Source organism: Streptomyces sp. AMJ-169 (assembly GCF_055597585.1).
Map to the genome: position 1 here is coordinate 378,063 of NZ_JBVLTJ010000007.1, position 19,423 is coordinate 397,485.

The window sequence follows — 19,423 nt, forward strand, 5'->3', positions numbered from 1 at the left end:
GTCGTATGCATGCGAAGGACATCCTCATCGACGGGTACGGCCGCATCCGGGAAGAGGTCCACGCGGCCGTCGCCGACCTCTCCCCGGACGACCTCAACTTCCGCCCCGCGCCGCAGGCCAACTCGGTGGCCTGGCTGGTGTGGCATCTCACCCGGGTCCAGGACGACCACGTCGCGGACGCGTTCGGCCTGGAGCAGGTGTGGCACGCGCAGGGCTGGGAGAAGCTCTTCGGCCTCGGCCTGCCGCACCACGACACCGGGTACGGGCACAGCCCCGAGCAGGTCGCGCAGGTCCGCGTCACCGGCGGCAACCTGCTCACGGGCTACTACGACGCCGTCCACGCGCAGACCCTGGAGTCGCTGCGCACGGTCGGCGCGGCGGACCTGGAGCGGATCGTGGACGTCCGCTGGGATCCGCCGGTCAGCCTGGGGGTGCGCCTGGTGAGCGTCCTGTCGGACGACCTGGCGCACGCCGGGCAGGCGGCCTACTTGCGCGGGCTGGTTCAGAGCGCGGAGTAGGCGGGCAGGACGACGTCCTGGATCAGCTTGTTGCGCTCGTCGAACGGCAGGAACGCGCTCTTCAGGGCGTTCACGGTCACGTCGCGCAGGTCGGCCGCGCTCCAGCCGGCCTGCTCGACGAGCAGCGTCATCTCGCGCGTCATCGTCGTCCCCGACACCAGGCGGTTGTCGGTGTTGAGGGTGACGCGGAAGCCGAGCCGCTTCAGCTCGGTGATCGGGTGCTCGGCGATCGACGTGGCGCAGCCGGTCTGGAGGTTGGAGGTGGGGCACATCTCCAGCGCGATCCGCCGGTCCCGGACCCAGCCGGCGAGCCGGCCGAGCTTGCCGTCGACGATGTCCTCGGTGATGCGCACGCCGTGCCCGATGCGCTGGGCGCCGCAGATCTGGAGGGCCTGGTGGATGCTGCCGAGCCCGTCGGCCTCGCCCGCGTGGATCGTGAACGGCACGTTCTCGCTCCGCAGGTGCGCGAACGCCTCGACGTGGTCGGCGGCCGGGAAGCCGTACTCGGCGCCGGCGATGTCGAACCCGACGACGCCCGCGTCCCGGTAGGCGACGGCCAGCTCGGCGGCCTCGCCGACCCGGTCGAACATCCGCATCCCGCACAGCAGCGTGCCCACGCGTACGGGCGTCCCCGCAGCGGCGGCCTTCGCCATACCGGCGGCCAGCCCCTCCTGCACGGTCTCGACGACCTCACGCATCGTGAGCCCGCCGCGCGTGTTCAGCTCGGGCGCGTAGCGGACTTCCGCGTAGACGACTCCGTCGGCGGCGAGGTCGAGCACGTACTCCTCCGCGACGCGCAGCAGGCCTTCGCGGTTCTGCATCACGGCCAGCGTGTGGTCGAAGGTCGCGATGTAGCGGACCAGGTCTCCGGAGTTGGCGGCCTCGAAGAACCAGCTGGCCAGGGCTTCAGGGTCGGTGGTGGGAAGGGTGTGACCGACCTGCGCGGCCAGCTCGACGAGGGTCGCGGGGCGGAGGCCGCCGTCGAGGTGGTCGTGGAGGACGGCTTTGGGGAGGGGGCGGATGGTGGCGGCGTCTACGCGCGTAGTTGTCATGGGGTGGGGTTCCTTGGTTGGGGTGGGGGTTGGGGGGGGTGGGGGGCCGCGCGGTTTGAGGGGGCTTGGGGTTCAGGGGCGCGGGGGGTGTTTGTTCAGTGGAGGGTGGTCGTTGGGTGGAGGGTGTTCGTTCGGTGCGGGGTGCTTGTGTGGCGGGGGTGTTCGTTCAGCGGGGGAGGTCGTCCGGTGGGGGTGTTCGTCCAGCGGGGGAGGCCGTTCGGCGGGGGCGTTCGTCCAGCGGAGGGTGGTCATTTGGTGCGGGGTGTTCGTTCAGCGGGAGCGTTCGTCCAGCGGAGGGTGGTCTTTGGTGCGGGGTGTTCGTTCAGCGGGAGCGTTCGCCCAGCGGAGGGTGGTCTTTGGTGCGGGGTGTTCGTTCAGCGGGAGCGTTCGCCCAGCGGGGGGCGTTCAGCGGGGGGGCATTCGTCCGGCGGGAGGGTGTTTCGTTCAGCCGGCCGGCTGGAGCAGGTCCCAGCGGTTGCCGTACAGGTCCTGGAAGACGGCCACCGAGCCGTACGCCTCGTGGCGCGGCTGTTCCAGGAAGGTCACGCCCGCCGCCGTCATCCGGGCGTGGTCGCGGGCGAAGTCCTCGGTGTGCAGGAAGAAACCGACCCGGCCGCCGGTCTGGTCACCGATCCGCGCGGACTGGTCCTTGTTCTTGGCGCGGGCCAGCAGCAGTCCGGTGCCGGCGCCGCCACCGGGCTCCACCACGACCCACCGCGAGCCGTCGGGACGCGGTTCGTCCTCGACGAGCGTGAAGCCGAGGGCCTCGATGTAGAAACGGATCGCCTCGTCGTAGTCGTCGACGACGAGGGTGACCAGGGCGATGCGGGACATCGGGACCTCTCGGGCGGGGCGGGACGGGTCTTTTGGGTGGGCCGGATTAACGGGTGAGGTTATACGTAAAACGGGGTGGATGCCAAACGGTGCTTTGGGGGTGGGGTGGGGGTGCTTGGGGATGACGGAGCGGGGGCGCTCCGAGGGGGCAGGTCGGCGGTACTTCGGGACAGGGCGGGGGTGCTTCGAGGGACGGGGTGGGGAGTGCTTTGAGGGGGCGGGTAGGTGGTACTTCGGGACAGGGCGGGGGGTGTTTCGAGGGACGGGGTTGGGGGCGCTCCAGGGGACAGGGCTCGGGGTGCTTCGGGGGCGCCGGCCGGTCTTCGCCAGGTCACCTCGGGGCAGTTGCCCGGCCTTCCCGCGCCGCCCCGCGTTCACCCTCCTCCGGCCCCCGCCCTAGTCCCGGTGGCCGACCCCGGCCGGTCCCTCAGCCCGAGGCCCGCCGGCTCGGCTCCCCGATACCGTCCCGGCATGAAGATCCGCGAACCCGCCGAACGCAAACGTGACCTTCTTCAGCGGCTGGAGCGGGAGAAGGACATCTGGGTGGCGACGGCGAGCCCCGACGGGGTGCCGTGTCTGGTGCCGCTCTGGTTCCGGTGGGACGGCGAGTCCATCTGGTTCGTGACGCGATTCACCAACCCGACCGGCCGCAATCTGCGCACGAACGGCCAGGCTCGGCTGTCGCTGGCGGACACCCGGGATGTCGTCCTGATCGACGGGGAGGTCACGTCGTTCACCCGCGAGGAGGTCCCGGAGGGGGCGGCGGACGCCTTCGCGGCGGCCTGCGGCTGGGAACCGCGCCGGGACGCGCCGGCGTACGGGTACTTCCGGGTGCGGCCGGTGGGGGTGCAGGTGTGGTGCGGGGTGGCGGAGATGGAGGGGCGGCATTTGATGCGGGCCGGGGTGTGGCTGCCCGGCTGACTAAGGCAGGGCTCGGCTCGGCTCGGCTCGGCTCGGCTCGGCTCGGCTCGGCTCGGCTCGGCTCGGCTCGGCTCGGCTCGGCTCGGCTCGGCTCGGCTCGGCTCGGCTCGGCTCGGCTCGGCTGGCTGGCTGGCTGGCTGGCTGGCTGGCTGGCTGGAGAGTATCGGCTGGGCTCAGCTCTCCGGCAAGCGGGGGGGGGCGGCGGCCTCAGTTCTCGGCGGCTGAGGAACGTCAGCCTGAGCTCTCGGCTCGCCGAGGGGCGTCAGCTTCAGTTCCCGGCGGGCAGGGAGCATCGATCTCCGCACTCGGCGGCCAAGAAACGTCGACCTCAGCTCCCCTCGGCCAAGGAACGTCAGCCTCAGCTCTCCACCGGCATCCCCCAGTGCGCCTTCTCCAAGCGTCCCAGATCCTCCAGCCCCAGTCGCAGCACTCCCGCCTCGATGTTCTGGACCAGGTGCGCCGGGTCACCCGTGCCGGGGATCGCGAGGACGTGCTGGCCTCGGGCGAGGGTCCAGGCGAGGCGGATCTGGGCGGGGGTCGCGCCGTGGGACTCCGCGATTTTCTCGACGACCTTGTCGTGAGCGGCCGTTGCCCCCTCAGCGACCATTGCTCCCTCAGCGGCCCTTACCCCTTCAGCTGCCGTTGCTCCTCCCGCAGCCCTCGCCCCCTCAGCGACCGTTGGTCCCTCAGCCGCCCTCGCCCCTTCAGCGACCGTCGCCCTCCCAGCCGCCCTCGTTCCTCCAGCCGCCGTCACCCCTCCCGCCCCCGCCGCCCCCGCGATGGCGAAGTACGGTACGAACGCCACGCCCTGTCGCCCGCACAGCCTCAGCAACTCCTCGCTCTGGGCGTCGTACGCACCGAGGCCATAGCGGTTCTGGACGCTCACCACCGGAGCGATCGCCTGAGCCTCCGTCAGATGGCGGGGCTCGACCTCGGAGATGCCCAAGTGGCGGATCAGGCCCGCCTGCCTCAACTCCGCCAAGGCACCGAAGTGTTCGGCGATCGAGTCCTGGCGCATCCGCCGGAGGTATACGAGGTCCAGGTGGTCGCGGCCCAACTGGCGCAAGTTCTCCTCGACATGGCCGCGCAGGTCTTCGGGGCGGGCCGAAGTTCCCCACTCCCCCGCGTAGTTGCGGAACGGGCCGACCTTGGTCGCGATCAACAGGTCCTCCGCGTAAGGGGAGAGCGCACTGTTGATGAGTTCGTTGGCCGAGCGCAGGGGTGAGAAGTAGAAGGCGGCCGTGTCGATGTGATTGACACCCAGCTCAACCGCCTTGCGCAGAACGGCGATCGAGGTCGCGCGGTCTCTGGGGGTGCCGTGATGGAAGGCGGCGCTGCCCGTCAGCCGCATCGCGCCGAGGCCGATACGACTGACGGGCAAGTCGCCGAGGGTCCAACTGCCGGAGTCCGCCGCGGTGATCGTGGTCATCAGGGGAGTCTCACACAGACAGACCCACCCGAGCGCTCCCCGCACACACCAGCTCACTCGAACCGGCGAGTTCCAGCACACGCCGATTTACCCGAACGACGCGTCCAGCACACGCCGGCCCACCCGAACCGACATATCCAGCACACGCCGGTTCAGCCGAACAACGCATCCAGCACAGGCCCGTTCAGCCGAACAACGCGTCCAGCACAGGCCCGTTCAGCCGAACAACGCGCCCAGCACAGGCCCGTTCAGCCGAACAACGCTCCAGCACAGGCCTGTTCAGCCGAGCCGCACACCCAGCACACGCCCACCTCAGCCGAACAGCGCGCCCAGCACACACCACCTCACCCAAGCGGCCTGCCCAACAGCCCCCTTCACCCGAGCGACCTGTCCAACACACACCCCTTCGGCTGAACGGCGTGTCCACAAAAGGCCGTTCAGCCGAACGACACCTCCAGCACAAGCCGACCCGCCCGAACCGGCACGTCCGACACACGCCGGCCCACCCGAACCCGCGCATCCAGCACACGCCGGCCCACCCGAACCGCACGTCCAGCACACCCCGGCCCACCCGAACCGGCACCCCCAGCACACCCCGGTTCAACCGAACCGCACCTCCACCACACCCCCTCACCCAAGCGGCTTGTCCAGGATCGCCTTGCGGTGACTGAAAGTCTCGATGGAGTAGCGGCCGTGATAATTACCCATACCACTCTCGCCGACCCCGCCGAACGGCAGGTCGGAGACGGTGAGATGGGCGAGCGGGAGGCCGTAGCCGAGGCCGCCGGAGGAGGTTTCGGCGGCGATCCGCGCGCGGGTCTCGGTGGACTCCGAAAAGACGTACAGGGCAAGCGGCTTGGCACGGTCGTTGATGAACTCCAGTGCCGCGTCGAGGTCTTCGACGGTGACGATCGGCAGGATCGGGCCGAAGATCTCCTCGGCCATGACCGGTGCCCCGGGGTCGACATCGGCGAGGACGGTCGGCGCGATGTACTTGTCCGCGCGATCGTGCGCACCGCCGACGACGACACGGCCGGAGCCCAACAGCCCCGTCAGCCGGTCGAAGTGGCGCTCGTTGACGATCCGCCCGTACTCACCGGACGTCTGCGGATCGGCGCCGTACGCCTTCTCGACGGCGCTCGCGAGCAGCGGCTCCAGGGCGGCGGCGGTCGCCGGGTCGGTCAGGACGTAGTCGGGGGCGACACAAGTCTGGCCCGCGTTCAGGAACTTGCCGCGCGCGAGGCGGTCGGCGACGACCTGGAGGTCGGCGGTGGAGTCCACGAACGCCGGTGACTTGCCGCCGAGTTCGAGGGTGACCGGGGTCAAGTGCTCGGCCGCCGCGCGCAGGACGATCCGGCCGACCGTGCCGTTGCCGGTGTAGAAGATGTGGTCGAACGGCTCGGCGAGCAGCGCCGTCGTCTCCGGGACGCCGCCCTCGACGACGGCGACCGCCTCGGTGTCGAGGTACGCCGGCAGCAGCCGGGCCAGCGCGGCGGAGGTCGCCGGGGCCAGTTCGCTGGGCTTGACGACGACCGCGTCACCGGACGCGAGCGCGCCGACCAGCGGGGCCAGCAGGAGCTGCGCCGGGTAGTTCCAGGGGGCGATGATCAGGACGACGCCCAGGGGGTCGTACTGGGTGCGGGCGGTCGCGTCGGGGCCGAGGTGCGCGGGGACCGGCGCGGGCTCGGGGGTCAGCCAGCCGGCCAGGTGTTCCAGCGTGTGGTCGATCTCCCGGACCGTGAAGTCGATCTCGGTGCGGTAGGACTCGGTGCTGCTCTTGCCGAGGTCGGCGTGGAGGGCGGCGGCCAGTTCGCCGCCCCGCTCGGTGAGCATCGCCCGCAGGCGGTCCAGCTGCTCCGTGCGCCAGGCGAGGGGCTTGGTACGGCCGGTACGGAAGGCGGCGCGCAGCCGGGCGACGATGTCGGCGGGGCGCTCGGGGGCGGTGGCGGTGGTCACGGTGGTGCCTCACTGCTGGTATGCGGGCCGCATGAGCCCTAGGTCAGATGTATACGGCAACTAATTCGCGGCCACGATACATTCCCGGGCGGAGTGACTACTGTCGGCGACACGGAGGTCACGGGGCGCGGGGCGGGCGAACGGTGCGGGCCTGCCCGGGGTGAGCGCGCGGGGCAGCCGAGCGGTCCGGGCCCGCGCCGGGTGGCGTACAGCCCGCCACTCAAGACCCGCCGACACCCACCCGCGAGAATCCCCATATGACGCACCCCCTCCTCACCACAGCCCGCCGCCTCGCCGCCGACCTCCTCGCCCCGCACGCCGAACGCGTCGACCAAGAAGGCGTCCCCCACTCCCACATCGAGGCGGTCAAGCGGTCAGGTCTGCTCGGGGTGAGCGCGCCCGTGGCGTACGGCGGCAGCGGCGCGCCCGCGTCGGTGGTCCGCGAGAGCGCCGAGATCCTCGCCGGCGCCTGCTGCTCGACCTGGTTCGTGCAGACCCAGCACCAGACGCCGGTGCAGACGCTGGTGAAGGGTGAACCGGCGGCCAGGGAACGGCTGTTGGGGCCGCTGGCCCGGGGTGAGCTGCTGGCCGGGGTCGCCTACGCCCACCTCCGCTCGTACCCGCAGCGGCCGGTGCGGGTGGCGGCGGCGCCGGGCGGGGTGCGGTTCGACGGGGCCGTCCCCTGGTACACCGGGTGGGGGCTCAACGACGTCATGCTGCTGGCCGGGGTGAGTGACGCCGGGGAGGTCGTCTTCGCGTTCACGCAGGCGGCGGAGCAGCCCGGTCTGCGGGCCTCGGCCCCCTTGCGGCTCGCCGCGCTCGGCGCCGCCCGGACCGTCTCGCTGGAGCTGGACGGCCTGTTCCTGCCCGGGGAGGCGGTGGCGCTGCGGGTGCCGTACGAGGAGTGGGCGCGGGCCGACCGGGCGAAGGCGGCGAACGCGAACCCGGCGGTGTTCGGGATCGCGGGGGCGGCGCTGGAGGCGGTGGACGAGGAGACGGCAGCCCCGCTGCGGGCCCGGCTCGCCGAGGTCCGCGAGGCCGCGTACGCGTTGGCGGACGACCCTGCCGCCGATCCCGCGGAACGGCTGGTCTGGAAGATCCGCGCGTTCGAACTCCTGCGCTCCGCCACCACAGCCGCGGTGGTGACAGGCGGCGGCCGGACGATGCTGCTGGACAACCGAGCCCAACGGCTGGCCCGAGAGGGCCTGTTCATGCTGGTACAGGCCCAGACGAAGGAGTCCCGGCGGGGGCAGCTGGAGGCGTTGGCGGGGTGAGGCGGACGGGGGCGCCGGCGGGGCATGCCGAACCGGCCCGGCGGGCGCGGATGAAGACACCTACGCGCTGGGGCGGCCTGGCGGACGCGGGCAAAGACACCTACGCGCTGGGGCCGCCTGGCGGACGCGGGCGAAGACACCGGCACGCCGAGCCGACCCGGCGGACACAGCAACAGCCGATCCGGCAGGCACAGCGGGAGACGCCGACGCGCCGAACCGACCGGCGCAGCCGCGGACTCCGGCGCGCCGCAACCCCCCGGTCACAGCCAGCGGCTCAGCCCGTCCAGCCGACGCGAAGCCACCGCCCACCGGCAGCCGCCCCTTCAGCAGCGAAGGCCGCCCCCTCCGCACAAGCCCCACGGCACCCGCCTCCTCACCCCGCAAACGGCACCTGCGCCGCAACCACCCCCCGCTCCCCCGCCGGATGCCGCCACACCCCCTCCGCCGCCAGCAGCGGCAGCACCCCTTCTCCGAACCAGTACGCCTCCTCCAGGTGCGGATACCCGGAGAGGACGAACTCCTCGATGCCCAGGGCCGCGTACTCCTTGATCAGGGCCGCCACCTCTGCGTGGGAGCCGACCAGGGCCGTTCCCGCGCCTCCGCGTACCAGGCCGATGCCCGCCCACAGGCCGGGGTGGATCTCCAGGCCGTCCCGGCTGCCGCCGTGCAGCGCCAGCATCCGCTGCTGGCCCTCCGACTCGCTGCGCGCGAGGCCCGATTGGACCGACCGGACCGTCTCGGGGTCGAAGCCCTCCAGGAGGCGTTCGGCCTCGGCCCAGGCCGCCGCCGAGGTGTCGCGGGTGATGACGTGCAGCCGGATGCCGAAGCGCAGGGTGCGGCCGTGCCGCGCCGCGAGGCCCCTGATCCACTCGATCTTCTCGGCGACCTGGGCCGGCGGCTCGCCCCAAGTGAGGTACACGTCCACGTACTTGGCGGCGATCTCCCCGGCGATGGGCGAGGAGCCGCCGAAGTACACCTCGGGAACCGGATCGGGCACCCGCGCCAGCTTCGCGTCCTCCACCTGAAGGTGCTCCCCCTTCAGATCGACGGACTTCCCTTCCCACAACTCCCGTACGACTTGCAGGAATTCACCGGTACGACGGTAGCGGTCGTCCTTGTCGAGGAAGTCCCCGTAGGCCCGCTGCTCGTGGCTCTCGCCGCCGGTGACGACGTTGAGCAGGAGCCGGCCGCCGGTCTGCCGCTGGAACGTGGACGCCATCTGGGCCGCGAGGGTGGGTGAGACGAAGCCGGGGCGGAAGGCGACGAGGAACTTCAGGCGCTCGGAGTTCTGGCTGACCATGGCGGTGGTGAGCCAGGCGTCCTCGCACCAGGCGCCGGTCGGGGTCAACGCCCCCACGAAACCGAGGTCTTCGGCGGCGCGGGCGATCTGGCTGAGGTAGGCGACCGTGGGCGGCCGGTCCCGTCCGGAGGCGGTCGCCGGGGTGCCGTGGCCGCCGCCGACGACATGACGGCTGTCGCCGTTGGTCGGGAGGAACCAGTGGAAGGTCAGGGACATGTGGGGGTCTCCGATCAGAGAACGCCGGTTCAGAGCAGGCCGGTTCGAAACACTCCGGTCCAGAGCAAGCCCGTTCAGAGCGAGCCGGTTCGAACAGGCCCTTCAGAGCAGGCCATTGCGCGGCGGACGCGTGCCGTTCAATACGTACCGGCCGATGTGCTGCACCTTCCAGCGCGTCGGATCATGCAGCGTATGCGTCCGCGCGTCACGCCAATGCCGGTGCAGATTGAGGGAGTTGAGAGCCGAGCGGGTGCCGGACACCTCGAAGAGCGCGCTCGCCACCTCCACGGCCGCCTGCGCCGCGGTGACCTTCGCCGCGGCGACCGCGATCGACGCCTCGGCGGCAGCGGAGTCGGTGAGCGAAGCTCCCGCCGCGTCGACCGCCCGCCCCGCCTCCTTCAACAGCGCCTCGGCCGCCCGCACTTGGACCGCCAGCTCCCCGAACCGCTGGATGAGCAGCGGGTCTTCGGCGGCGGTCTCGAAGCCGCTCTCGAACCAGGGCCGGCTCTTGGTCCGCACGAACTCCACGGCCTGTGCGAGCGCCCCGCCCGCGATCCCGGCGTCGATCGCGGCGTGCAGCAACTGGGCCCAGGCGCCGTGGAGTTGGGGCCCCTCGAAGGTGAGGTGATGGGGCAGCACCCGGTCCGCGGGGACACGCACGCCGTCGAGGTGCACGGTGCCGCTGGCCGTCGTCCGCTGGCCGAGGCCGTCCCAGTCGTCGGTCACCGTCAGACCGGGGGCGTCGCTCGGGACGTACGCCACGTGCAGTTTCTCGTCGTCGGCGCGGGCCAGCACCGGTATCCAGTGGGCGAACAGGGCGCCGGTGCAGTAGTTCTTGGTGCCGGTCAGGGTGTAGGAGCCGTCCGGGTTCCGGGTCAGGCGGGTGCGGAAGTCCTGGACGTGTTTCGTGCCCGCCTCGGACTGGGCGTTGCCGAAGCGGCGGCCGGCGAGGAGTTCGGCGTAGAAGAACTTCCGCTGCTCGTCGGTGCCCTGACGGTGGATCACATTGACGTAGGCGAAGTGGCTCTGCGGGATCTGGGCGAGGCTGCCGTCGGCCGTGGCCAGGAGGCGGAAGATCTCCGCGAGCGCCGAGGCGCTGACGTCGGCGCCGCCGTGGTCCGCCGGGACCGTCACCGCGAGCAGGCCCGACTCCGAGAGGCGGTCCAACTCCTCGTGGGGCAGGCGGCGTTCGGTGTCGCGGGCGGAGGCGCCCGCGCGGAACCCGGCGGCGAGCGCCCGCGCGGTCTCCAGTGCCTCCGCCTCGCCGGTGATCACCTTCGCGCTCATCAGCTGGCCGCCGCCAGGTACGGGGTGCGGCCGAGGGCGGCGGAGAACTGGTCGACGACCTGGCCCAGGGCCTCGGCGGCGGCGGGGGCGACCGTCACCGAGCCGTCGTCGTGGGCGGTGATGTCCTTGTCGAGGGTGAACCAGCCCTGCACGATGTGCGCGGCGCCCATCGAGTTGAGCACCGGCCGCAGCGCGTAGTCGAGCGCGAGGACGTGCGCGGTGGAGCCGCCGGTCGCGAGCGGCAGGACGGTCTTGCCGGTCAGCGCGTACTGCGGCAGCAGGTCGAGGAGCGCCTTGAGGACGCCGGAGTAGGACGCCTTGTAGACGGGGGTGGCGACGACGACGCCGTCGGCGCGGGCGAAGAGTTCGGTGGCCTCGACGATCGCCGGGTGCTTGAAGTCGGCGCCGAGCAGGGCCTCGGCGGGGACCGTGCGGACGTCGAGCGGGATGACCTGGTGGCCCTGGGCGGTCAGCCGCTGGTCGAGGTGGCGCAGCAGGCGGCCGGTGCGGGAGGAGGGGGACGGGCTGCCGGAGACGGACAGGACGGTGGCCATGCGGTCCTCTTTCAGGCTGTTCGGGACGGGGCGGGCGGTCAGGAGTACCAGGTGGGCTCGGGCAGTTCGGCGTCCAGCACCCAGCGGCCCACCTCGCGCCGCTTGTAGGCGACCGGGTCGTGCAGGGTGTGCGTGCGGACGTTGCGCCAGAACCGGTCGAGCCCTTCGGCGGAGGCCGTCGCGCGGGCGCCGGTGACCTCGAAGACGCGGCTGGTGATCTCCAGGGCGACGTCGGTGGCCCTGGCCTTGACCGCGGCGACCCGTACCTCGAAGGCGCCCCGGGTCTCGGGGGTGACGGCGTCGGGGTCGTCGTGCAGTTGCTGTCCCTCCAGGGCGACCGCGTCGGCGAGGGCCTCGACGGCCCAGAGCTTGGCGGTGAGGTCGCCGTAGGTGTCGATGACGTGGGGCTCGTCGGCGGCGCGGTCGTGGCCGCCGTGCAGCCAGGGGCGGGACTTGGTGCGGGTGTAGCCGGCGGCGGTCTCCAGGGCGCCGGCCGCGATGCCCAAGTAGAAGCTGACGAAGACGAGTTGGATGGTGGGGACGTTGAGGGTGTTGTAGACGCGGGGCCGGAAGACCTTGCCGGTGTAGCCGGCGGCCGACGCCCAGGGGGTGCGTACGCCGTCGAGGGTGACACCGCCGGACTCGGTGAGGCGCTGGCCGATGTTGTCCCAGTCGTCGTGGAAGGTGAGGCCCGCGCTGCCGGAGGGGACGATCGCGAAGACGTGGTCCTCGGTGCCCTCCAGGACGCCTTCGAGGACGGTCACGTCGGAGACCTTGCTGCCGGTGGAGAAGGTCTTGCGGCCGGTGAAGACGAGGTCGTCGCCGTCCTCGGTGACGACGACATCCTGGTCGCGCGGGTTGACGGCGCCGCCGAAGAACCAGCGCTGCCTGCTGGCCTCGGCCTCGACGTGCTCCCACTGCTCGCGGGTGCCGACCAGCCGGGCGGCCCAGAACCACAGGTAGTGGTACCCGAGCAGCTGCCCGATGGACCCGTCGGCCTTGGCGATCTCGCGGACGACGCGGTAGGCGGTCGTCCAGTCCTGGCCGGCGCCGCCGTGTTCCACGGGGCCGAGCAGGGTGACGAGCCCTGCGTCCTTGAGGAGCTGTACTTCCGGGTGCGGGGTGGCGCCGGCCTTGTCGCGGGCGGCGGCGTCGGTGGCGAGGACGGCGGCGACCTCGGCGGCGCGGGCGATCCACTGGTCGGCGGTGCTGAGCGTGGTGGTCCAGCGAGTGCTCATGACGTCAAAATCCTTTCGGCGAGGGGGTGTTCAGGCGGGGACGGGAACGCTCTGCGCTTCGAGTTCCCGGACGAGCGGCAGCACCCGCTTGCCGAAGTACTCGACCTCCTCGTGGTAGTGGAGGAAGCCGAGCAGGAAAAGGTCGACGCCCAACCGCTTGTAGGCGACAATGCGTTCGGCGATCTGCTCCGGGGTGCCGATGAGCCCGGTGCGGAAGCCGTCGTTGTACTGGATCAGGTCCTCGAAGGCCGAGTCCTGCCACATGCCCTTCTTGTCGGCGGTGGACTGGCCGGCCTGTTTCACGGCCGCGCCGAAGCCTTCCACGGCCTCGCGGTCGGCGTTGGCGACGATCTCGCGGAGCGTGTCGCGGGCCTCGGCCTCGGTGTCGCGGGCGATGAGGAAGCCGTTGAGGCCGAACTTCGGTGCCGGGCGGCCCACTTGGGCGGCGGAGGCGCGGATGTCGGCGAGCTGCTCGGTGACTCCGTCGTAGTCCTTGCCGTTGGAGAAGTACCAGTCGGAGACACGGCCCGCCATGGCGCGCGCGGCGGTGGAGTTGCCGCCCTGGAAGATCTCGGGGTGCGGGCGCTCGGGGGTGTTGAGGGGCTTGGGCTTGAGCGAGAAGTCCCGCAACCGGTAGAAGTCACCGGCGAGTTCGGTGTGGTCCTCGGTCCAGATGCTGCGCAGCGCGGTGATGAACTCCTCGGCGCGGCGGTAGCGTTCGTCGTGCTCCAGCCAGGGTTCGCCGAGCGCGGTGAACTCGCCCTTGAACCAGCCCGAGACGACGTTCACGGCGAACCGGCCGTTCGACAAGTGGTCGGCGGTGGCGCCGAGTTTGGCGAGGACGCCGGGGTGCCAGAGGCCGGGGTGGACGGCGGCGATGACCTTGAGGCGCTGGGTGGCGAGCAGCAGGGCGAGGGAGAAGCTGGTCGACTCGTGCTGGAACTCGGCGCCGTAGCTGGCCATGTAGCGGACCTGGCTGAGGGCGTACTCGAAGCCGTTGTTCTCGGCGAGGACGGCGAGTTCGCGGTTGTAGTCGTAGCCCCAGTCGGTGCGCTGCTCGATGCGGCTGGTGACGAGTCCGCCGCTGACGTTGGGGACCCAGTAGGCGAATTTGACGGGCTCGGGTGAAAGGGATTCGGGCGCGGGCATGCGTGACTCCTGTGGCGTGCGGGGGTTTTCAGGCAGGCCGAATTCAAAAGGGGCGCGGGGGCACGGAATTCAGGCGGTGCTCAGCGAAAACGCGGCGGATCAGCCGATCCGGAAAGGGAGTTGATCAGGCCGCGGCGCGACAGGAGGCGCTGGAGACGCGCGCGAGGTCGACGTGGCGTCGCCGCGTGAGGTCCAGTCGCATCTTCATGTCCCCGATCGTGGCAGCCGTCCGTCGGGGCCGTCAAGGAAAACCCGACCGGTCTCGGATCGCGGACCATTGAATTTCACGAAGGTGTGACAGGGAAACCCTTGAACCGGCCGGGAATGGGCCCGCATTCTGCCGGGCATGCGGACGGAACAGCTGGAATACATCGCGGCGGTCACCCGGCTCGGCTCGCTGCGCCGGGCGGCGGAGGAACTGCGGCTCTCCCAGCCCGCGTTGAGCGAGACGGTGCGCAATCTGGAGCGTGAGCTGGGCGTCGACCTGCTGGAGCGCAAGCGGTCGGGGGCGACGATGAGCGCGTCGGGCCGTGAGCTGCTGCCGCACATCATCGGGGTGCTGGACGCGGTGGACCGGCTGCGGGAGGCGGCCGGTGAGCAGCACCGGATCAGCCGGATGGTGCGGGTCGGGACGGTGAACGCGGCGACGGTCCCGCTGTTGATCCCGGCGGTGCGGGAGTTTCGGCGGGCGCATCCGCTGACGCAGGTGGAGGTGGTGGGCGCACAGCAGTCCGACATCCACCGGGCTTTGCTGGAAGGGGGGTTCGACCTGGGTCTCGTCAATCATCTGGAGGGTGACGACATGCCGGCCGAGTTCACCTCGACCCGGCTGCTGCGGGGGCGCCCGGTGGTGTGCGTGCGCCCGGACAGTCCACTGGCGGCGCTGACCGAGGTGACGGCGGACGACCTGGCGGACGTACCGCTGATCGGGATGCGCTCGGGGTACGTCATGCACCGCTATGTACACCGGCTGCTCGGCGGTCCTGGACCGTGCTTCGCGTACTCCACCGACGGGGCCGAGATGGGCAAGCTGATGGTCGCGGAGGGGCTGGGGGCGACGGTGCTGCCGGACTTCAGCGTGGCCGGGGACCCGCTGGAACGGTGCGGGGCGATCACCTACCGGCCGGTGGCGGGGGCGGTGCCGGGGGTGCTGCTGATGTTGCGGCAGCGCAAGGCGGACATCGCGGCGCGGGCGGCGCGGGATCTGCACGACGTGTTCGTACGGACGGCCCAGAAAAACAAAAACTACACATAATCTCCCAATGGGAGCAAAATGAACTAGAGGGGCGCCATCCGCACCCACGCGGTCGCCTGCACGTCGAAGGAGACGAACCATGGCCAACGTCTCGCCCACCAGAGGTGACATATCCTCCCACCCCGATGTCTCCGAGATGCGGGACCGCTACGCCCGTATGCTCGGCGGCCGTGACGTGGCGCTCGTGGACGGACCGGTGTTCCTGCTCGGTCTGTACTGCGCCGTGTCCCCGTGGATACTCCACTACACCGCGAACCAGTCCGCGCTGATGACCCACAACCTGATCGTGGGCATCGCCATCGCCCTGCTGGGCCTCGGCTTCACGGCCGCACCCGCGCGGATGTACGGCCTGAGCTGGGCCATGTGCGCGGTGGGCGTGTGGATGATCATCGCCCCGTGGGTCGTCGGCTCCAGCCCCGACACCGGGGTCAAGCTGAACAACATCATCATCGGCGCGCTGGCGATCGTCCTGGGGGTGGTGTGCGCCGCGACGGCGATGAGGAGCACCCCGAAGCACTGACCACCCACTCGAAGGAGACCGGCCGGCCTTCAGTCCGCGGGAACCGTCCAGGGCTCCCACGGCAGGGGCCGCCCGGTCTCCAGCAGCGTCTTGAGATTGGACAGCACCGCCGGCCACCCGAGCGCGACCTGGGCGTACTCCTTCTCCCCGGCCAGCCCTTCATGACGGACGGTGAGCCGCACGATCCCCTCGTACTCCCGCAGCAGAAAACTCACCCGCGTCTCCCGCTCCTCGTCCCCGGGCTCGGCCCAGGTGGTGACCAGCCGGGTCGGGCGTTCGCTGTGGACGACGCTCCCGGCGACGTCGGCGATGCCGGAGCCGTCGGTGCGCACGTGCGCCCAGCCGCTGCCCTCCCGCCAGTCGGAGACGTTGGAGTGTCCCCAGTACTCGGCGGTGCGGCGGGAGTCGGTGAGGGCGTCCCAGACGCGTTCGGCGCCGCCCGCGATGTAGATGACGTGACTGAAGTCCATGGCTTCCCCGGCTCGACGGTGTCCCCTCCTATGGAGCACCGGCCCTGACGGGGAACGCAAACGGGGCGGTCCGATCCGGGACCGCCCCGCCGCACCAGCGCCCTGTTCAGCTGGCGTGCGCCAGCCACGCCGTCGCGTTGAGGGCGAGCGCCGCGTTGGTCGCGCCGGTGTCGTTCCAGCCGTCGTAGAGGGTGTTGCCGGACTGGCCGGTGCCGTCGTCGATGGGCGAGCTGTCGCCCCAGAACGCGACCCGGCCGCTGCCGTAGGTCGAGGTCAGGAAGAAGGCGCCGGTGTTGCCCGAGTAGCCCGAGCGGTAGAGCAGGCCCTTGACGCTGGAGTTGTCCGCGGGCTTGAGGGTGGCGGTGGTGCCGTTGGCGATGAGGCTCTTGGTGACCGTGCCGAAGGAGCCGTGCAGCACCGCGTTGGTCGAGTCGCTGATGGCCGCCGGGTAGCCGGAGCTGATGTTCAGCGAGTCGACGGAGAAGCCGAACGGGTCGTTGCTGTCGACGCTGTTGTTCGTCATCAGGTCGTTGAGGATCTTGACCGCGTCGTAGCCGTCGTTGTTGCGGTCGGCGCCGGTGTGGTCGGAGATCATGAAGAGGCCGCCGCCGTTCTTCACGAAGTTCATGAGGGCCGTCTTCTCGGCGGTCGTGAACAGCGTGTTGGGCTCGGGCAGGACCACCGCGTCGAAGTTCTTCAGGTCCAGCGCGGACGAGCCGCCGTAGGTGAGGGCGCTGGTGGCCGTCTTCAGGCTGTAGTCGCCGGTCTGCTGGAGGGCGACGCCCCAGGAGGAGAGGGCGCCGGTCCAGTCGGTCTCGCTGGAGGGGGAGGAGTCCTCGGCGAGCGGGTCGGGCTTGCTGGTGGAGATGATCCAGTCCGCGTTGCCGGCCTCCTCGGCGTGGCCGTCGTCGAACAGGACACGGTAGGTGGAGGCCGCGTGGGCGTGGGTGGCGCCGGTGGTGACCTGGAGCGCGGCGCCCGTCGTGAACAGGCCGAGGGCGGCGAGCACGCTGAGGGCGCGGTGGCGGGAGCGGGTGGATGCGAGCATCCGTGGTACCTCCGTGGAAGGTGGGGGGAGAGCGGGACCTGTGGGGGGTCTGCGCGCGTAGAAACCGGTGGCTCTACGCGTGTTGCGCGGTTGAAAGGTACATGGCAAGACGGTCAAGGGGGCGTCAATCACAGGCAATAACCGGACCGCCCGCCCCCGCCGGACTGCCTCCGCCCGCAGCGGGCACCCGTAAGCGCGAGAGGTCCCGACCGCAGAGGGGTGAGCATGGAGATCTCAGGAATCGTCAGCGCGATCGTCATCGGTGCCGTCATCGGCGTGCTGGGCCGGCTGGTGGTCCCCGGCCGGCAGCACATCGGCATCTTCTGGACCGTCCTGGTCGGCATCGCCGCCGCCCTCGTCGGCTCCGCGATCGCCCACGCGCTGCACGTCCAGGACACCAAGGGGGTCGACTGGATCGAGTGGCTGCTCCAGATCGGGCTGGCGGCGCTGGGGGTGGCGGGGCTGGACCGGGCGCGGCGCTGAGGGGGGCCTTCGCTTCGGGCGGGCTTGGGGGGCGCGTCCGGCGGCTCGCGCCCACGCGCCCGTACGGCGCCCCCTTCGCGCCGTTCCCCCGCCGCCCGGTCCGCACTACGCTGGACCGACGCGCACAGGTCCGACGGCGGGCCCGCCGCTCAGGCTCCCCTCAAGGCTCGGCGGGCCCATGGACCGGCCGGTGTGCTCACGGCGTCCATATGTACGGGGTCGTCGTCGCCAGCGGCGCGAAGCCGAGGCGCTCCAGGATGGGCCGGCTGTCGTCGGAGGCGTCGACCTGGAGGTACGGGTAGCCCCGTTCGGCCGCGATCTCGGCGCGGTAGGCGACCAGCGCCCGGTAGATCCCCTTGCCCCGCCAGGCCGGCGCGGTCCCGCCGCCCCACAGCCCCGCGAACCGGGTGCCGGGCACCATCTCCATCCGCGCGGAGCTGACCGGCTCGTCCCCGGCCATCGCGACGAGGGCGACGATGCCGTCGGGCTCCTCGGCGAGCCGGCTGAGCAGCATGCCGCGCAGGAAGGAGCCGTCGTGGTCGAAGGCCTTCTCGTTGGCCTCGACCATCAGCTCCACCCCGGCCGCGTCGGTGACCTCCACGATCCGCACCCCGTCCGGCGCCTTCGCCCCGGTCAGCTGGTCCTCGGTCGCCCCGACCAGCAGCGTCTCGGCGGGCTCGGCCCGCAACCCGGCGGCGAGCAGCCGGGACCCGAGGTCGGCGGGCGTGTCATGGGAGTACGTCTTCCACTCGAACTCCTGCCCCAGCTCCCGGAAATACCCGACCTGCTCGGCGATCACCGCGTCCGCCTCCGCCGCGTCGAGCCGCGACCACAGCACCGCGGACCAGCCGTCCTTCCCGGCCACCTGCCGCACCAGGTTCCCGATGCGCTCGACACGGGCGTCGGCGCCGTCGGGACGGGCGCCGACGCGCATCTCCTGGTCGTAGAGGTCCAGGACTTCAGCATTGTTCATACGGTCACTCCAACACCCAGGTGGGGCGGGCACAACAGAATTAGCGGGAGCCCGGACAGCACCGGGGGCCGCTCCGGCTCGGGTCGGAGCGGCCCGGCGCCCTAGGTGCCTTCTCCTAAGGCGCCCGATGTACGTCCGTACACCGCCGGCGGGTGTCCGCTACGGCTTGCGGCCCGGGCGGAAGCGGCGGTACATCGCCGTCCCCGTCAGCAGCAGCGCCGCCGCGCCGATCGCCGCCGGGAGCTGGCCGTCGGCGCCGGTCGAGGCCAGCGAGGCGGTCGTGCCCGGCGCCTGGGCCTCGGACGGCGTCGGGGCCGACTCGCGCGGGCCGTGCTGGACCGGCGGGTGGTGCGGCCGCGGGTGCTGCGGGTGCTGCGGCTCCGGGGCCGGCGGGGTGACCGGCGGCGTCCCGGCCTCCACCGGGCCGCCGTTGAACGCGTCGTTGCCGAACACCGGGTTGAGGACGCCGACGACGTTCACGCTGTTGCCGCTGGCGTTCACCGGCAGGTCCACGGGCAGCTGGATGCCGTTGCCGGACACGACGCCCGGGGAGTGCTCGGCCTCGCCCTGCGCCGTGGCACCGCTGTGCTGCCCCGCCGCGGGCTTGCCGTCGTCCGTGTTGGCGCACCGGTTGCCCATCGCCGGGTTCAGCAGTCCGACGACGCTCACGGTGTTGCCGCACACGTTCACCGGCAGGTGCACGGGCAGTTGGATGGTGTTGCCGGCGACCACTCCGGGCGAGTCGGCCGTAGCGCCGTCCGCCGACGCGTCCGCGTAAGCGGGCATCGCCATGGCCATCGCGCCGGAGGCGGCCACGACCGCGATCACACCGTTTCGGGTCATCCGTCTCATGGGTCCCTGCCTTCCGAAGAGGGCGCGGGCGTTCTCCCCCCGCACCGGTTCACGGGCACGCGCCCGTACCGGATAAAACGCGGGCGAACCATAG

At 71.3% G+C, this 19,423-nt stretch carries 19 protein-coding genes and 1 pseudogene; 6 read left to right on the top strand and 14 right to left on the bottom strand.

What is annotated here, in order from left to right; translation table 11 throughout:
• The first annotated feature begins 5 nt into the window (after positions 1–5).
• On the top strand, positions 6–518 hold the full coding sequence (locus ACYUD3_RS20080) for a mycothiol transferase (RefSeq protein WP_470971738.1): 513 nt from the start codon (positions 6–8) through the stop codon (positions 516–518).
• Here ACYUD3_RS20080 and ACYUD3_RS20085 read toward each other — a convergent pair.
• Complete coding sequence (locus ACYUD3_RS20085) at positions 503–1,570, bottom strand: adenosine deaminase (protein ID WP_470971740.1); 1,068 nt, start codon at positions 1,568–1,570, stop codon at positions 503–505. The two genes, ACYUD3_RS20080 and ACYUD3_RS20085, sit on opposite strands and share 16 nt — an antisense overlap.
• 444 nt (positions 1,571–2,014) lie before the next feature.
• Positions 2,015–2,404 (bottom strand): VOC family protein, encoded by a 390-nt coding sequence (locus ACYUD3_RS20090; RefSeq protein ID WP_470971741.1) that lies wholly within the window; start codon positions 2,402–2,404, stop codon positions 2,015–2,017.
• Positions 2,405–2,875: 471 nt separating this feature from the next.
• Between ACYUD3_RS20090 and ACYUD3_RS20095 the strand changes: the two genes are divergently transcribed.
• Positions 2,876–3,325, top strand: coding sequence for a pyridoxamine 5'-phosphate oxidase family protein (locus ACYUD3_RS20095; protein WP_470971743.1), 450 nt, complete (start codon positions 2,876–2,878; stop codon positions 3,323–3,325).
• A 358-nt stretch (positions 3,326–3,683) separates the two neighbouring features.
• Here ACYUD3_RS20095 and ACYUD3_RS20100 read toward each other — a convergent pair whose 3' ends face one another.
• The gene (locus tag ACYUD3_RS20100) at positions 3,684–4,754 is read right to left on the bottom strand and encodes an aldo/keto reductase (protein ID WP_470971745.1); all 1,071 of its coding nucleotides are present in this window, start codon (positions 4,752–4,754) and stop codon (positions 3,684–3,686) included.
• 630 nt (positions 4,755–5,384) lie between these two features.
• Entirely contained in the window at positions 5,385–6,710 is a 1,326-nt protein-coding gene (locus ACYUD3_RS20105) for an aldehyde dehydrogenase family protein (protein ID WP_470971747.1), read from the bottom strand.
• Between the two features lie 257 nt (positions 6,711–6,967).
• Here ACYUD3_RS20105 and ACYUD3_RS20110 point away from each other — a divergent pair, with 257 nt between their 5' ends.
• Positions 6,968–7,984: an acyl-CoA dehydrogenase family protein gene (locus tag ACYUD3_RS20110; protein WP_470971749.1), complete on the top strand. Its 1,017-nt coding sequence runs from the start codon at positions 6,968–6,970 to the stop codon at positions 7,982–7,984.
• 373 nt (positions 7,985–8,357) lie between these two features.
• Here the strand turns inward: ACYUD3_RS20110 and ACYUD3_RS20115 are convergent, their stop codons facing one another.
• The 6 genes from ACYUD3_RS20115 to ACYUD3_RS20140 form a co-directional block, all read right to left on the bottom strand.
• Positions 8,358–9,500, bottom strand: coding sequence for an LLM class flavin-dependent oxidoreductase (locus ACYUD3_RS20115; RefSeq protein WP_470971751.1), 1,143 nt, complete (start codon positions 9,498–9,500; stop codon positions 8,358–8,360).
• A 102-nt stretch (positions 9,501–9,602) separates the two neighbouring features.
• Entirely contained in the window at positions 9,603–10,787 is a 1,185-nt protein-coding gene (locus tag ACYUD3_RS20120; RefSeq protein WP_470971753.1) for an SfnB family sulfur acquisition oxidoreductase, read from the bottom strand.
• On the bottom strand, positions 10,787–11,341 hold the full coding sequence (gene ssuE / locus ACYUD3_RS20125) for an NADPH-dependent FMN reductase (RefSeq protein WP_470971754.1): 555 nt from the start codon (positions 11,339–11,341) through the stop codon (positions 10,787–10,789). Before ssuE ends, ACYUD3_RS20120 begins: the two co-directional genes overlap by 1 nt.
• Positions 11,342–11,379: 38 nt before the next feature.
• The gene (locus ACYUD3_RS20130) at positions 11,380–12,579 is read right to left on the bottom strand and encodes an acyl-CoA dehydrogenase family protein (RefSeq protein ID WP_470971756.1); all 1,200 of its coding nucleotides are present in this window, start codon (positions 12,577–12,579) and stop codon (positions 11,380–11,382) included.
• 30 nt (positions 12,580–12,609) lie between these two features.
• On the bottom strand, positions 12,610–13,728 hold the full coding sequence (gene sfnG, locus ACYUD3_RS20135) for a dimethylsulfone monooxygenase SfnG (protein ID WP_470971757.1): 1,119 nt from the start codon (positions 13,726–13,728) through the stop codon (positions 12,610–12,612).
• 124 nt (positions 13,729–13,852) lie between these two features.
• Entirely contained in the window at positions 13,853–13,936 is an 84-nt protein-coding gene (locus ACYUD3_RS20140; RefSeq protein ID WP_350284076.1) for a putative leader peptide, read from the bottom strand.
• Between the two features lie 138 nt (positions 13,937–14,074).
• On the opposite strand from ACYUD3_RS20140, the gene ACYUD3_RS20145 reads away from it, so the two are divergent.
• Positions 14,075–14,983, top strand: a complete 909-nt coding sequence (locus tag ACYUD3_RS20145) for a LysR family transcriptional regulator (RefSeq protein ID WP_470971759.1) — start codon at positions 14,075–14,077, stop codon at positions 14,981–14,983.
• Between the two features lie 79 nt (positions 14,984–15,062).
• Complete coding sequence (locus ACYUD3_RS20150) at positions 15,063–15,503, top strand: SPW repeat protein (RefSeq protein WP_470971760.1); 441 nt, start codon at positions 15,063–15,065, stop codon at positions 15,501–15,503.
• Between the two features lie 29 nt (positions 15,504–15,532).
• On the opposite strand, the gene ACYUD3_RS20155 is transcribed toward ACYUD3_RS20150, so the two are convergent.
• Together ACYUD3_RS20155 and ACYUD3_RS20160 are read right to left on the bottom strand one after the other, a co-directional pair.
• Positions 15,533–15,973 (bottom strand): SRPBCC domain-containing protein, encoded by a 441-nt coding sequence (locus ACYUD3_RS20155; RefSeq protein WP_470971761.1) that lies wholly within the window; start codon positions 15,971–15,973, stop codon positions 15,533–15,535.
• A gap of 109 nt (positions 15,974–16,082) precedes the next feature.
• Positions 16,083–17,021: pseudogene (locus tag ACYUD3_RS20160) on the bottom strand (hydrolase); the annotation flags it as partial.
• A 225-nt stretch (positions 17,022–17,246) separates the two neighbouring features.
• On the opposite strand from ACYUD3_RS20160, the gene ACYUD3_RS20165 reads away from it, so the two are divergent.
• The gene (locus tag ACYUD3_RS20165) at positions 17,247–17,504 is read left to right on the top strand and encodes a GlsB/YeaQ/YmgE family stress response membrane protein (RefSeq protein WP_470971763.1); all 258 of its coding nucleotides are present in this window, start codon (positions 17,247–17,249) and stop codon (positions 17,502–17,504) included.
• A gap of 196 nt (positions 17,505–17,700) precedes the next feature.
• Here ACYUD3_RS20165 and ACYUD3_RS20170 read toward each other — a convergent pair whose 3' ends face one another.
• Together ACYUD3_RS20170 and ACYUD3_RS20175 are read right to left on the bottom strand one after the other, a co-directional pair.
• Positions 17,701–18,477 (bottom strand): GNAT family N-acetyltransferase, encoded by a 777-nt coding sequence (locus ACYUD3_RS20170; protein WP_470971764.1) that lies wholly within the window; start codon positions 18,475–18,477, stop codon positions 17,701–17,703.
• A 159-nt stretch (positions 18,478–18,636) separates the two neighbouring features.
• The gene (locus ACYUD3_RS20175; RefSeq protein ID WP_470971766.1) at positions 18,637–19,329 is read right to left on the bottom strand and encodes a chaplin; all 693 of its coding nucleotides are present in this window, start codon (positions 19,327–19,329) and stop codon (positions 18,637–18,639) included.
• Between the last annotated feature and the right edge of the window lie 94 nt (positions 19,330–19,423).

What these genes read in the sequence shown, in the direction of transcription:
- ACYUD3_RS20080 (WP_470971738.1), top strand. Translation starts at nt 6, where the DNA reads ATGCATGCGAAGGACATCCTCATCGACGGGTACGGCCGCATCCGGGAA.
- ACYUD3_RS20085 (WP_470971740.1), bottom strand. Translation starts at nt 1,570, where the DNA reads ATGACAACTACGCGCGTAGACGCCGCCACCATCCGCCCCCTCCCCAAA.
- ACYUD3_RS20090 (WP_470971741.1), bottom strand. Translation starts at nt 2,404, where the DNA reads ATGTCCCGCATCGCCCTGGTCACCCTCGTCGTCGACGACTACGACGAG.
- ACYUD3_RS20095 (WP_470971743.1), top strand. Translation starts at nt 2,876, where the DNA reads ATGAAGATCCGCGAACCCGCCGAACGCAAACGTGACCTTCTTCAGCGG.
- ACYUD3_RS20100 (WP_470971745.1), bottom strand. Translation starts at nt 4,754, where the DNA reads ATGACCACGATCACCGCGGCGGACTCCGGCAGTTGGACCCTCGGCGAC.
- ACYUD3_RS20110 (WP_470971749.1), top strand. Translation starts at nt 6,968, where the DNA reads ATGACGCACCCCCTCCTCACCACAGCCCGCCGCCTCGCCGCCGACCTC.
- ACYUD3_RS20115 (WP_470971751.1), bottom strand. Translation starts at nt 9,500, where the DNA reads ATGTCCCTGACCTTCCACTGGTTCCTCCCGACCAACGGCGACAGCCGT.
- ACYUD3_RS20120 (WP_470971753.1), bottom strand. Translation starts at nt 10,787, where the DNA reads ATGAGCGCGAAGGTGATCACCGGCGAGGCGGAGGCACTGGAGACCGCG.
- ssuE (WP_470971754.1), bottom strand. Translation starts at nt 11,341, where the DNA reads ATGGCCACCGTCCTGTCCGTCTCCGGCAGCCCGTCCCCCTCCTCCCGC.
- ACYUD3_RS20130 (WP_470971756.1), bottom strand. Translation starts at nt 12,579, where the DNA reads ATGAGCACTCGCTGGACCACCACGCTCAGCACCGCCGACCAGTGGATC.
- sfnG (WP_470971757.1), bottom strand. Translation starts at nt 13,728, where the DNA reads ATGCCCGCGCCCGAATCCCTTTCACCCGAGCCCGTCAAATTCGCCTAC.
- ACYUD3_RS20140 (WP_350284076.1), bottom strand. Translation starts at nt 13,936, where the DNA reads ATGAAGATGCGACTGGACCTCACGCGGCGACGCCACGTCGACCTCGCG.
- ACYUD3_RS20145 (WP_470971759.1), top strand. Translation starts at nt 14,075, where the DNA reads ATGCGGACGGAACAGCTGGAATACATCGCGGCGGTCACCCGGCTCGGC.
- ACYUD3_RS20150 (WP_470971760.1), top strand. Translation starts at nt 15,063, where the DNA reads ATGGCCAACGTCTCGCCCACCAGAGGTGACATATCCTCCCACCCCGAT.
- ACYUD3_RS20155 (WP_470971761.1), bottom strand. Translation starts at nt 15,973, where the DNA reads ATGGACTTCAGTCACGTCATCTACATCGCGGGCGGCGCCGAACGCGTC.
- ACYUD3_RS20165 (WP_470971763.1), top strand. Translation starts at nt 17,247, where the DNA reads ATGGAGATCTCAGGAATCGTCAGCGCGATCGTCATCGGTGCCGTCATC.
- ACYUD3_RS20170 (WP_470971764.1), bottom strand. Translation starts at nt 18,477, where the DNA reads ATGAACAATGCTGAAGTCCTGGACCTCTACGACCAGGAGATGCGCGTC.
- ACYUD3_RS20175 (WP_470971766.1), bottom strand. Translation starts at nt 19,329, where the DNA reads ATGAGACGGATGACCCGAAACGGTGTGATCGCGGTCGTGGCCGCCTCC.